We start from the raw sequence: 13575 nt of genomic DNA, 5'->3' as shown, positions 1-13575 counted from the left end.
GATTTGCTTCCGAGTTTCTGAGAGTTTCCAGCCGCTGACTTTATACTCAACTGAGCGACTGTTTTTCTTGAAAGTCGGATAACCTTTCTTTCCGGGAACGGCTTTCTTGCAGTTGTCGTAGAACCGAGCAATGGCAGAATAAGCCCTTTCCACAGAGGCTTGGCAGGCACTAGAGTTCAATTCTTTAACAAAGGCAAACTCTTCTCTGAGCGCAGTGCTGTGACGGTACAAGTCTTTTTGCCCTACTCCTCGGTTGTCGATCCAGAAACGGACGCACTTATTCCGAACGAATTGAGCAGTTCTGATTGCTTCGTCTATAGCGGAGGACTGATTTGGTTTGCCGATCGCCTTGAATTCTAGAACGAACATCTTACGTGGGAACTCCCTACGCTAAAATTCTAACACAAAGCCGTCCTAGAAGGACGGGGCTTTAAACCCAAGTTTTTGGTAAGGTGCTGGAGATCGATCGAACTTTTAGCGGTTTACCCTTGGACGCAGGCCAAGCGCTGCGGTTGGAACACCGGAGCGAAGACTTTCAGCAAGCCGTGGAGGAGGGTACAATAAATTTTGTGCAAACTACGCGGATCGGGATTACTAAAGGGATTGATTTGCCTTGGCGGTGGTATTTGGGGAACTGTGCGGCCGTGTCGCAACTCTAGTAATGTCAAAGGTGTCAGTGTAAATTTGGTAGCTTAAACTTAGTGAAATTATGGCTTACTCTTCTGAAAACCCGATCGTACAACTCAAAAAATGCCTGACTCTCGCTCAGGATGTTGGGAGTCACGCCGAAGCTAACCGAGCTTTCGAGCAATTGTGCGGGATTATAGATGCTGAAAATCCGATGGCCGCGCAACTTTTGGAGATGTTGTGGGAAGACGCAATTCTGGCCAGACGTTCTGCTGTATTTTGGCAGCAAATGAGCGAAGTTGAGAAAGATATGGCGAATAGAATGATGGAAAATATGACGCAGATGAGACAAAATTATTTGCGTTTGATGCAGGAAATGTAGGATTTGGTAATGGGGAATGGGGAATGGGGCATTGGTAATTGGTAATTGGCAATTGGTAATTGACCCGAATTTGCCAACAAGTATAAGGTGCGTCAGCCGAGATATTTGACACTGGTCAAATAGTTGGTTTCCGGGGCACTCTACCATAAATTTTGTTACTTCAACCCGCGGAGGCGGGTTTTGTCTGTGTAGACGCGGTTTCAACCGCCGTCTCATCTTCTATTTCATCAAAGCAGCGCCGCGGTTGTAAAGTTCGCGGGCGTAATCAGTCCAAGTTCCCTGTCCCCAATAGCGGAAACAGCTTGTTTGTACCAACAAGTTGTAAAGCAAAGCCTGCTGATATTCAAACTGCTTGGTAACAGCAGCATCTTTCTGTACCAGCGTGTCGTATTTTTTGTGAAAGGCTGCACTGAGTTGATTCATTGGTTCCAGGACATTTTCGTAGCCCTTCACCCAACTTAAATCGTTAGTCCAAGATGCACCATCCATGTGAAAATTGTGATCGGTTTGCTTGAGTTGCGCGATCGCACTTTCCACCTTTTCCGGCGTTGCACTATCAGGATTCACTTGCAGCCAAATCTTGTGCTGATTAATCCCCTGACAAACAGGATAATCATCAGGATTAACACCCGCCGCCTCAATCATCTCCAAATATTCAGTCCCATTTAAACCGACAACACCGGATTTTCCGCCACCTTGTTCGCGGTTTTCGTGCCAAGCTTTGACAAAGGCGCTGGGGAATTCATTCATCATCACGCCACCATTTTCGCCGTCGGCAATTTGAGTAACTAAAGAAGGAATTGTGACATTGCTAATTTGCTGTTTGTTGCGTCCTTTTGCTTCGTAATAAGGCTGCATTTGACCGACCAATTTTGTATCGGAACCTTGGGTTTTAATCAAAGCCGTGATGCTGATGGTTTCGCCGCGAGAATTGCGGGATTGCAAACGATTGGGAATGTATTTTTGGTCTTGCGACAATCCCGAACCGTCGATATTTTCCACAGAATGTTCCTGCACCATTAGCCAGCGGTAGCCGCATTCTTTCAAAGCTTTGATGTATTCGTAAAGAGTATCGGGGTGATTGGGAAAGTGCATTTCTGGAGGCGAAAAACCTTTAACGCGCTTCAGGGCATCTATGCCAAAAATGGATGCAAAATGATGTTGCCATGCTTGAATTTGGAGTTTGATATCGGGAATTGGAGTTGAGGGAATAACGGCGTGACTCCACATTGTCCCCAGCCATTCTACGTGGGGTTGGTATTCAGGTTCGCAGGTAATTCGCTTGAGGTTGTTGAAGATATCGTCGCGTCCCATTTGGCGCAATCCCCACAATAAATTGCCCGAATAGTCGAGCATAATTCGCGGGTTGCAACCTTCAGCAATCAGTTGGGGAATGAATTCGCCCATGCGGGAATAGCACCAAGCAAAGACTCCGGCATTGTGGTTGTCTCCTTGGTTGGGATTTTCAAACATATTCTGGAGATTGCAGATTAGTTCGCCCTTTGCACCTGCTGGAATTGTAGGTTGGTGCATATGCAGGGCGCAAGCAAATCCGGCTTGAATGTTTTCGAGGCGCAGATTTGTCTTAGGTAAAAAGACTGGTTCGTTGCTGTTGGTGGCGGCAGTGATTTCTGCTTCGGAACCGCAAATGTTGGGCAATCCGGAGCGAAGTTCTTCTAAAACGGGTGGGTTGGGGGATGGTGCGATCGCAGACATAAGTTTTTCTCAAGAATTGTGGAGGAACGCGGTCTGCTATTTGGTAAGATAGCTATATGCTTTTAGGGTAGCAGAAAAGGTAGCAGATTTAAATGTTTTTCGGAATTTGTCATTTAGTTGCAGATATTTAGACTTTGGCTCACAACGATTGATTAGAAAAACCGCAGATTAAGGCAGATAAACACAGATAAACGCAGATAAAAGTCTGCCAAGATTATTTTCAGGTGCCGTGCGATCGCGCTGAGACTTTGTACCTCTACCTCGCAGATATTTTATGAATGACAAAAAACTGCTCCTACAGCAGGCGGCGATTAATTTGCTGGTGGCTGTAACCATTGTTCAACCTGGATTGGCTGCTACGATCGCCGATTCATCGGGGGAACCGCATTTGCAGCCGCAGATACTCGCATACGAGCCGCCTGCGCGGGGTGCACCGGGCGATCGCGGAGATGCAGGCAGCCGCGACGATCTTCACCACTTTTTAGCTTTAATTCCGGCTCTAAATTTAGGATTGACTGCGATCGCACATCCGACTTTTTGGCTGTACTTGCCGGCTCCATTTCCCGATGACATTTCCTTTGAGTTTGTGCTGCGGGACGAAGAAAATCAAGAAGTAGTTTTCCGAACATTTTTTCAGCTTGCAAAAACAGCGGGACTTGTGAGTTTTTGCTTGCCACCAAATGCACCTCCTCTGGAAATTGGCAAAAAATATCGCTGGGATTTTTTCTGCGGGAATATCTCCCGCTACGGGTGTGTTGAGCGAGTGAAATTGGCACCAGAAATCTTAGTTAAGCTAGAAACTGCATCGCTGAGGCATCGCGTTTTACTGTTGGCTAAATACGGTTTGTGGTACGAAACTATTACTGAATTAGTTGCGCTGCGGGACAAACTTTTGAGTCAATTACAGGTAGCTACTTTAGAGGAAAGGCTGCTGATTTATGCTGAAAATGATTTGCGGTATGAAGCGCTAGCCGAGCTGACTGGATTTGAAAAAATATCTTCTCTGGTAACTTTGGAGGCGGATTGGAATGCTTTATTGCAGCATCCGTTTGTGCGCTTGCACGAGATTGTTTTAGAACCGTTTGTTTGAGTCCGATCGTGCATAATATATGGGCCGGGGCGGGTTTTTGAGATTGTGGGTTTTTGGCTCAGATTGTTGGTGAACCCGCCCCTACAGGAATCAATGTCAATGGATCGAACACGAACGAGACAAATTGTAGGGATCGTACATTTTTATTTATGGTGAGCTTGCTGCAAAAAAACATCCCAAAATCCTGTAGGGGCGGGTTCGCCAACCATCTACAAAATCCACAAAAAATCTCAAAAACCCGCCCCATCCCCGCCATTATTTACATTGACAATTCCCTAAAAAATAAGACATCAACCTATAGATGAAATATCCAATATTAAGCGCCTACAATACTTTCAATACAGCACCGATCGCCCTTTGGTCATTTGATGCAGCAGGAAACTTGGCGAGCGATCGCCCGGATCTCCCTCCAGCACTGCTAATTGACAGCGTTTGCCGTGCTGTTGAGCGATCGCAAAACGGGCCGCAAGAAAGCCTGCTGCTGACAGGAGGTTACGTTACTTTCCCAGTCACTCCTTTGCTGGATGTCGGCACGGAAGACTTTTCTGTGTGTGCGTGGATTCGCACGGGTGATTTGGGTATTGTCAAGATTATCGATAAACGGATTCAAAATTCTGGCCCTTTACGGGGTTGGGCTTTATTTCTTTATCACGGTCAAATTAACCTGCAAATAGCCGATGGAAAAAGTTGGGTAAACTCTGGTAGCGAATATTATTATACAAAAATTGATACTTTCCCTGTTATTAGCGACAACCAATGGCATCACGTTGGGGTTGCTGTCGATCGCGATCGATTGGATGGAGGGCGCTGGTATGTCGATGGCAAGGAAGTAGATTGGCGGTTCAACCCAACAGGGCAACAGAGTTCACTTATCAATAGTATACCCCTGACTGTTGGCAGGCGATCGGACGATTTTGGTGGCATTTATCGAGGCAATATTGGAGATATTCGGCTCTACAAACAGGCGCTGTCGGCGGCAGATGTGTTGTCGATTTACCGCTCGATTCAGTCTCCTATTAATAATAAATTTTTTGTTAACATTCTGAAGAGACCAGAAATACCGCGCCCGGAGCAAGATTCGTTCTCGGAAAGTGATAGTATTTCCGTGGAAAGATACTCGCAGGCGATGGAATACTATCAGGAGTCGCTCAATATTCATAGAAACAACGGCAACGGCTACGGAGAAGCAAATTCTTTGAACAATCTAGGCAATATTTACAGCGCGCTGGGGGAATACTCGCAAGCAATTGACTCTCACCAGCAAGCGCTAAATATTCAGCGAGATATCGGCGACTGCGCTGGACAAGTGGATTCTTTAAACGCTTTGGGCAATATTTACAATGCTTTGGGGGAATACTTGCAAGCAATTGAGTGCCACCAACAGTGTTTAAAGATTGAGCCGGAAATCGGCAACCTCTATGGAGAACCTAATTTCTGGCGCGATTTGGGGAGTGCATATCATTCCCTGGGCGAATACCAGCAGGCGATCGAATGCCAACTTCAGTCTTTAGATATGGCAATAAAACTCAACTCTAAGCATAGAGAATTGAACTCCTTAAACGCTTTGGGACGTACCTACGTTTCCCTGGGACAAAATCAATTGGCGATCGAATACTGTGAGAAGTCCCTGAATCTTGCACCGAAAATTGACAGCCGCTTTGGGGAAGCTAATTCTTTGGTGATTCTGGGTAATGCTTACAGTAATTTGGGGCATTACTTGCGGGCGATCGCATTTTACAAACAATCCTTAGATATTCAACAGGAAATTGGCGATCGCTCTGGGGAAGCAACTTCCTGCCGAAATTTGGGCAATGCTTACCGCTGTTTGGGGCAGTACCAGCGGGCGATCGAATACAGCCGCAAGAGTTTGGAGATCGCGCGGGCGATCGGCGAAACCGCATCAGAAGGGGCAACTCTCAACAATTTAGGACTTGCTTTATTTGACTTTGGCAAGTTTGCAGAAGCTGAAACAGTCCTGGGCGATGCAATTCAAACTTGGGAATCGCTGCGGGGAAAATTAAGCGATCACGATAACTTTAAAGTATCTATTTTTGAAACCCAAGCCGCAACTTACCGCCATTTAGAAAAAACCCTGATCGTCCAGAAAAAAACCAAACAGGCGCTGGAAATTGCGGAGCGGGGGCGGGCGCGGGCGTTTGTAGAATTACTGGGTGCTCGGTTATCTGCCAATTCAGATGCGATACCCGATATTAAGCCGCCTAACATCGATCGCATTCAAGAAATTGCCAGAGCCCAAAATGCAACTTTTGTAGAATATTCGATTTCTTTTTTAGAAGAACTCTTTATTTGGGTAATTCAGCCCACGGGTGAAATAGCATTTCGCCAAGTTGACATCAACTACGAACATACTTCGCTCAAAGAGCTGGTTGCCGATTCTCGCGAGGCGATCGGCATCAGGAATCGCGATTTCAATCCCACTCTAAAAATGTACCCAGGTGATTTAGTCAAACTCCACGATGATGCGCCGAATTGGGAACCTTGGCAAGTAATATCTGTTGATAAAACTCACAACATTCTCTCGCTCTGCCAATCCTCTTGGCCCGCAGGGTTGACTATTAAGAGGCCTGCAATTGATGTAGCAGCAAAAGTGGAATCGAGCCTCACCAATCACCCTCGCTTGCAAAAACTCCATCAACTGCTAATCGAACCGATTGCTGACTTGTTGCCGACAGATCCAGCAGCTAAAATTATCTTTATTCCTCAAGGCGAACTGTTTTTTGTGCCGTTTCCGGCGCTGCAAGATGCTGCTGGAAAATACTTGATTGAAAAACATACTATTTTGACTGCTCCTGCAATTCAAATTCTGGAATTAACGAGTCAAAAACGACAAGAAATTTCTAATTTAGCTGGGGATATTTTAGTAGTAGGAAATCCGACAATGCCTGAAGTTGCTCTGGTACCGGGCCAACCTCCGCAGCAGTTATCTGCTTTGCCGCATTCAGAAACCGAAGCTAAGGCGATCGCCCAATTGTTCCAAACCCAAGCCCTCACGGGAAATTCGGCTACCAAATCTGCCGTGCTTCAGCGGTTGTCAGACGCCCGCATTGTCCATTTTGCCACCCACGGATTGCTCGATCGCACTCGCGGACTCGGCAGTGCGATCGCCTTTGCACCCGATCGCACCGATAGCGGTTTGCTGACGGCTGAGGAAATTTTGCACCTGCACCTCCAGGCGGATTTGGTGGTTTTGAGTGCTTGCAATACCGGCATGGGGCGGATTACCGGTGACGGGGTTATCGGCTTGTCTCGCGCTTTAATTTCGGCTGGTACATCCAGTGCGATCGTCTCTTTGTGGGCGGTGCCAGATGCTCCTACAGCCGATTTGATGGTGAAATTTTATCAAAATCTCGATCGAACGGGCAACAAAGCTCAAGCCCTGTGCAGCGCCATGCTGGAGACAATGCAGCAGCACCCAAACCCCAGAGATTGGGCAGCTTTCACCCTGATCGGCGAAGCTTCAACAGTTGACAGTTGACAGTTGACAGTTGACAGTTTGAGAGCGACCTCTACTTATAAGTCCGAGGATTGGAGTAATGAATAGTCTGATTTCAACCAATTCTTTCTGGTAATGGGGAGTTTCGGTTAAATTTTGTAAAGAATTGCCAAATCCCGCGAAAAAATTAGTTTTTTGGCTGAAATCTCCACAGAAAGGCGATCGCGCCTGGATAAGTCATGTGTCGATTTAATTTATTGACAAAAATACCTCGGCGATCGAAATCGGGGCCACCACAGGGGGATTGGTCTCAACTTAATCCTGGAACTGTTGATAAATCTTGCTTTCAGCCGAGGCCAGATCCCCCTAAATCCCCCTTAAGAAGGGGGACTTTGATCGGATTCTTGTCCCCCCCTTGTTAAGGGGGGCTAGGGGGGATCTGGCCTCAGAGAAAAACGAGATTTTTCAATGCTTCCAGGTTTAAGTTGGCACCAATGCCACAGGGGGATTGCCTACAAAAACTTTAGCCCGCCGGAGGCTGACTAAAGAATAAAGACTGTTTTTTAGACAGCTTCGCTTTCTTAACTTTGCACCATTAACAATTGAGTTAAAAATTATGAAAATCTCTGCCGCTCAAAACACCAAAATTCTAGTTGTAGAAGACGACGCCCCCGTCCGCAATCTAGTCTACCGCTTTCTAAAGCAGAGATATGAAGTACAATTTGCAGCCGACGGCCAAACAGCCTTAGAAATATTTGATGAATTCAACCCAGTTCTCGTGATTTTAGATTGGAATTTGCCCGATACTACAGGCTATAAACTTTGTCAAGAAATGCAAAAGCGGACGAATGTTTTAGTCACGATTCTGAGCAGCCGCACCGCCGAAGAAGATCGAATTAAAATCCTAAAAGCAGGTGCTGACGATTTTATGTGCAAACCGTTCAGTATTGAAGAATTAGCAGTTAGAGTAGAAGTCTTGTTGCGGCGAGGGAGAACCGTCAACCCGCGCAGCCTTGTCTGCGGTCAACTAGAAATTGATTTAATGAGTAGGGAAGTAAGATGGCAGGATAAAACTTTGACTCTAACCAAATTAGAATATGAGATATTGTGTTTTTTGGCAACTCATTCAGATGAAGCTTGGACTCGCCAACAGCTAATCGAAAAAATTTGGGGCTGGAAATGCAATTATGGATCAGAAGAGCGAGTGGTGGACGTACATATCGGCCAGATTCGCAAGAAAATGGCTAAAGTCGATCGGGCTGTGCCAAATTTTATTCAAACAATTCGCGGATACGGTTACACATTTGCTCCGAATGCTCGCAATCACAGGATATTTTCCAATTAGGATGGAATAGGAAAAGTCTTTGCAATCAAATAATTTGGACGCTGCTCAGAGGAACATCCAAATTATTTTGGCCATTCAAGTTTAAGGTATGTAGTTGCGCTTCAGCGCTCCGATCTTATATATATTAAAAGCGCTATTATTGTGGCAATACAAGTCTATTGAATAAATAATGTCACCTTCTAAAACAAAGGTATGTAGTTGCGCTGTGGCAATACAAGTCTATTGAATAAATAATGTCACCTTCTAAAACAAAGGTATGTAGTTGCGCTTCAGCGCTCCGATCTTATATATATTAAGAGCGCTCAAGCGCAACAACGTACCTATTTAACCCTGAGATGGTACTAGATTCGCTTACAAACGATCGCAATACCACACGCCCCCAGCATTGCCACAACCGACGGTACCAAAGGCACCCACCAACCCTGGATTAGCAAAAACCAGCAAATTCCGACCAAAATCCCCGCAAAAGCGATCGCCCGCAACACCGCAAACAGCCTGCGCCGGCTGACAATCGCGATCGCGCTACCAACTGCTGCGCCGCCCAAAATCCACAGCATTTCCTGCCACACAGGCACAATTTGTAGCAGCGGGCGCCCATCCAAAGCAGCACTGATAATTTGACTCGACATTTGCGCTTGAAGTAACACCCCCGGCATTTTCTGGTAAGGTATTTCTCGCGCGCTGTAGGGTGTAAAAAAATCATCGGGATTGGAAATGGGCGCCGTCACACCTATAAAAATAATTCGGTCTTTAATCAAATTGGGACTAACTTTTCCTTCTAACAGTTCTGTCAGGCTAACTCGCTGAATAAAAGTTCGGGGCGATCGATAATTTAGCATAATTTGAAAGCCGCGATTGTCCAGGTTTTGATAAGCGCCTGTACTGCCGTGAATTGGTGCAAAAACTGCCTTTCCCAGCCCTATCTTATCTCCTGACAAAGTTTCTGGTGTGATGCCTTTTGCTGCTAGGTAATGGAGCGCAGCCCTCATGCTCAAAGAGTGTTCTGTAGCACAAAGATCGGTTGTCTGCGGCTGCATAAACAGCAAGTGGCGGCGGAGAATGCCGTCGGCATCAGCCACCACATCGCTGAACCCGAGGCGCTCTTTTGGCAGTGCAGGTGGCGGTTTGATGCCGCATTTGTTCGGTTTGCCGCTTTCTTTGACGCTGCACAAACCAATTAAACTTCGATCGCTCTGAAAGCTAGCAGCCAATGCTGCATAACCGACTCCGGAGGGGCGAGGGCGAAAGATATCCAGGGCAATCGTTTGCGGCCGATATTGTGCTAAATTTGCTACTGCTTGGGCGATCGTCCCATCCGGCAGCGGAAAGCCGTATTTTTCGATATCCGTTTCCGTTGCTTCCACCAGCAACAAACGCGAATCCGAGCTTTCGGCGGGACGCAGGCGCATCAATTGGTCAAAAGCTTGCAATTCCCATATTTGCAGCCAGCCCAGCGATCGCATTCCCGTGACAGAAACAGCACTAATTGCGATCGCCAACAGCCCGATTTGTAAGCGCCGCCTCCAAGGAAAAGGTGCTGGTTTATTTGCCAACTCTTGCCAAGTCGGCGGATTGGCAGCAGGATTTTGACAAATTACCGGCAGCCAATCCGCAGCGGGAATTTCTGACTCGCATTCTGCCAATCTTTGCCTCGCGAGGCGCACTGACACATACAAAGATTCCCCGCTGCAAAAAGAGGCGAGAAAATACTTTAAAAAATCTTGGGCAACTCGATCGCATACAGGTTCTCGCATTACGATCGTTTGCGGGATGCCCAAATCTTCAAACTGCCGCGCTATGCCCAATCCATCGCAAGAATTCAAAATAGCCAACTGCAAGCCACGGTTAACCGCTAGCTTGAAGCCTTGTTTCAGCTCTTCTACTGTTAAACTCTCGGTTTTATTGATATAAAATTTTCCCGATCGCCCGGATGGATCGCTGTCACTATGTCCCGCAAAAAATAAGATATCCCAGTTGTTTTCCCAAAGTTCTTGACAGATTTTTCTGCGATTTGGTTCGACCAAAAAAGTAACTTCTGCTGATGGCAATCCTTCCAGAAGTTTGCAGTCTTGTTCAATATTAATATTTTCACTATTCCCCAAAATTGCTAAAATCTTTACGCGATTTGCAGGGTATTTTTCCAAATCCGCAGATCCCCCCCAGCCCCCCTTAAAAAGGGGGGAGAATTCACTCAAAGTCCCCCTTCTTAAGGGGGATTTAGGGGGATCTGAAATCGGTATTTTTTTATAAGCTGTGGCGCTCAAGGCAATTTCGGCTTTCGGATACCCATTGAAAATATTCCAACAGTACCACGGTAAACGCCGCAAAACGATATCATCAGTTTTGATTAAAAATCGAACTGTATCCGATGGGTTTAATTGTACGAGTAATGTGTCTTTGAGTTTACGAAACGGTTCAGAGTCAAGCCAGCTATTGATTTGCAGGCTTAATTGTTCCGCCAACTCGCGACACTTGGACAACTGTGCTGTACGAGATTCGCTAATGGTAATTGCGATCGGCTTAATGCGGAAATCTCCCAAACTGCGGTAGACTGACTGCCAGCGATCGTAGTTGTCAGCTATTTCTAGTTTTGGAGGCAGGAAACCTTGGATTTCTACTGTGGCCCGTTCTCCTTCCGGGCCGATTTCCAGAGTAGCTCGCACGCCTTTTGTCAAGTTATCATCTAGCTTTAAGACAACTAATTTTTCCATGGTTGACACTCTCAGGTTTTTGATACACTGAGATTTTTGATTCCCCAAGCCAACTTCCTGGTAAAGGTTCAATTTTAATGCTGAACAGCTTATAACCAGCGGGCCGATTTAAGCGACAAAATTCTCTGCAATACAGACTTCTTTCAGTTTTACCACAACGCTGAAACATTCTCCGCGATCGGCAGCAAATTCCAGTGTCATGCAGCCGTTGTCTTTTTTGACGGCACAAGCTTCCATGACAGTCGTTCCTTCGCCGTCGATGAGTTTCAGAGTCAGGTTGAGCGGCAAGCTGTCCGCACCGGCGATCGGATGCACCTGTACTTTAATATTAATATCAGTATCAGTCGTTGGTGCGATCGCCACCAGCAAAGCTACAGATTCGGCGGGTACTCCTACACCCCTATCTAAATTAGGTTTTCCCCGAAAATAGTTGAGGGTTGTTGATACTGGTTCCGAGATATCTGGTGTCAGATGGATCGTCTTAGCCCGCACGACTGCGCTACCGTAACGAAAAGCTAAACTAGGTTCTGGCGGCGCTAAAACTTCTGCTACAGACTGCCAACTGGCCTCGAAAATATTGTGCAGCCACTGACTGAGTTGTACAGCTTTTTTGCTGCGTTTCAGACTATCCAAATGTAGCAGCAATTTTTCAAAACTTTGTAATTTGTCGATCGCCAACTCGCCAGCACTTGCAGTTGCCATAAATCCCAGCAAAGTAGCTTCTTGCCGCTGTGTATCGATTTCAACTGCGACTAAACCAATGCGATCGTCCGGTATTTCCAGCGGAATGTCACAAAACTTGCCAGACTTCACAGGGCGGCATTCCAAATAGCCAAATTGAGTTAATTTCAAATCTGCTGCATCGGTGTAAAGGCGCATCGCAGGGTTCCAACTGTCGCTGGCTTTCAAATCTGTAGGAATATCCATCATTTCCATGTAATCTTTCACTGCACATACAGCTAAAGTGTTGAAATAAACTTGGTCTCTTTTTTCTGCTGTGCTCAATCCTTTAATATTTGAAAATTTCTCTGCCAGCCGCAGCGCTGCGGTGGTAATGGGCAGTGGAATAGATGATTGCCTGATATTGTTAAGGTTGCCATTCATCGGGATTCTCCTCTGTGAACTATAGTTTTAGGATGAAAATTCAAAAACAGACTTTTCTCTAGCCTTTCTCAGGTAAGTCAATTACAGATATAGCCTTTCGAGCTCTCATATGAGGTACCCGACGTGCATAGGGCATAGGGCATAGGGCATAGGGCATAGGGCATAGGGCATGGTGCATACCTCACTTTTTTGAGAACCGCTATAGCAACTATTAGAAATTACCAATTACCCAATAGTAAGGGTTGTTACTCCCCGTATTTTTAGGCTTTTTGAAGAGCGACATTTTACTTTTAGTCTAACAAACATCGCTATTAACTATCAACTATCAACTATCAACTGTCAACTGTCAACTGTCAACTGTCAACTGTCAACTATCAACTATCAACTGTCAACTGTCAACTGTCAACTGTCAACCGTCAACTGTCAACTGTCAACTGTCAACTGTTATTCTAGATATCCTTGCTCTTTGGCAAAATTTCGCAAGCGCGGCAAACATTCTCTTTTATAAAAGTTGGGTGCAGTTGACGGTGGTAAGTTAAATTCAAGACCAATCTTTTCCCAGGAAGTCTCCGGAGGAAGACGCTTCAAAATTAAGATTTGGCAAGTGACATCGGGACGTTTTTTGATATGAACGCTTTTTAGCTCTCCCTCGGGATCTGCCAGCACCCATTTTTTAGTCTCTTCTAAGATAACTAGCGGACTGTCAGAATGAGTCGGCGGATTTTCGACATAATTGATGAGATATAGTGCTTCTGAGTCTGCTGAAATTGGCGGTAAATCGCGTAGAAATTTCTCCTGTGTTCGTTCGTTGCTGAAGTCTTGCAGCCGCCTCCTCAGGTATGTATCCAGCCAAGTAATGACGCTGCCCAAATGCGGATCGTAAGGTTTTTTGGCGGTGTTTGCTTCGCAAACATTGCGACAAAAATACACCCAAGTTTGCTGCAAAGCATCGTGATAATGAGGCGTGCCTTCTTGCCAAAGTTTGCCGGATTTGACAATCAGCCTCACTATCTCGCTGAGTTTTTGCCGCCGCATCAAGCTTTGGGGCGGATGCGAACAAGCTTCAGCAACTAGCTGTTGGAGTTGTTGGCTTAAATTGTTTTTTTCATCCTTGGTGTCGGGCATCGGCGAGGGCCTCCTGAAGAG

General features: G+C 46.0%; 9 protein-coding genes and 1 pseudogene. 5 read left to right on the top strand and 5 right to left on the bottom strand.

Annotated elements, in window-relative coordinates; all coding sequences use genetic code 11:
• Positions 1–369, bottom strand: a pseudogene (locus JGK36_RS26365) (RNA-guided endonuclease TnpB family protein); the annotation flags it as partial.
• Positions 370–452: 83 nt separating this feature from the next.
• On the opposite strand from JGK36_RS26365, the gene JGK36_RS26360 reads away from it, so the two are divergent.
• On the top strand, positions 453–659 hold the full coding sequence (locus JGK36_RS26360; RefSeq protein ID WP_293193780.1) for a DNA-3-methyladenine glycosylase: 207 nt from the start codon (positions 453–455) through the stop codon (positions 657–659).
• A gap of 50 nt (positions 660–709) precedes the next feature.
• Positions 710–1009 (top strand): hypothetical protein, encoded by a 300-nt coding sequence (locus tag JGK36_RS26355; RefSeq protein WP_293148499.1) that lies wholly within the window; start codon positions 710–712, stop codon positions 1007–1009.
• 219 nt (positions 1010–1228) lie between these two features.
• Here the strand turns inward: JGK36_RS26355 and JGK36_RS26350 are convergent, their stop codons facing one another.
• Positions 1229–2725 (bottom strand): glycosyl hydrolase family 57, encoded by a 1497-nt coding sequence (locus tag JGK36_RS26350; RefSeq protein WP_293193782.1) that lies wholly within the window; start codon positions 2723–2725, stop codon positions 1229–1231.
• A 274-nt stretch (positions 2726–2999) separates the two neighbouring features.
• Here JGK36_RS26350 and JGK36_RS26345 point away from each other — a divergent pair, with 274 nt between their 5' ends.
• From JGK36_RS26345 to JGK36_RS26335, 3 genes are all read left to right on the top strand, one after another.
• Complete coding sequence (locus tag JGK36_RS26345; protein WP_293186938.1) at positions 3000–3815, top strand: DUF928 domain-containing protein; 816 nt, start codon at positions 3000–3002, stop codon at positions 3813–3815.
• Positions 3816–4116: 301 nt separating this feature from the next.
• Positions 4117–7311 (top strand): CHAT domain-containing protein, encoded by a 3195-nt coding sequence (locus JGK36_RS26340; RefSeq protein WP_293198518.1) that lies wholly within the window; start codon positions 4117–4119, stop codon positions 7309–7311.
• A gap of 574 nt (positions 7312–7885) precedes the next feature.
• The gene (locus tag JGK36_RS26335; protein ID WP_293186941.1) at positions 7886–8614 is read left to right on the top strand and encodes a response regulator transcription factor; all 729 of its coding nucleotides are present in this window, start codon (positions 7886–7888) and stop codon (positions 8612–8614) included.
• A 341-nt stretch (positions 8615–8955) separates the two neighbouring features.
• Here JGK36_RS26335 and JGK36_RS26330 read toward each other — a convergent pair whose 3' ends face one another.
• From JGK36_RS26330 to JGK36_RS26320, 3 genes are all read right to left on the bottom strand, one after another.
• Complete coding sequence (locus tag JGK36_RS26330; RefSeq protein WP_293198516.1) at positions 8956–11325, bottom strand: CHASE2 domain-containing protein; 2370 nt, start codon at positions 11323–11325, stop codon at positions 8956–8958.
• A 108-nt stretch (positions 11326–11433) separates the two neighbouring features.
• Positions 11434–12429 (bottom strand): DUF1822 family protein, encoded by a 996-nt coding sequence (locus JGK36_RS26325; protein ID WP_293185682.1) that lies wholly within the window; start codon positions 12427–12429, stop codon positions 11434–11436.
• Between the two features lie 444 nt (positions 12430–12873).
• Positions 12874–13554 carry a sigma-70 family RNA polymerase sigma factor gene (locus JGK36_RS26320; protein WP_293198515.1) on the bottom strand — a complete coding sequence of 227 codons (681 nt, stop codon included), beginning with the start codon at positions 13552–13554 and terminating at the stop codon, positions 12874–12876.
• Positions 13555–13575 lie beyond the last annotated feature (21 nt).

Source organism: Microcoleus sp. PH2017_35_SFW_U_B (assembly GCF_020737865.1).
In the GTDB taxonomy this organism is placed as follows: Bacteria; Cyanobacteriota; Cyanobacteriia; order Cyanobacteriales; family Microcoleaceae; genus Microcoleus.
The sequence above is the reverse complement of the archived record's forward strand: the minus strand, read 5'-3'. Positions and strand labels throughout refer to the sequence as shown.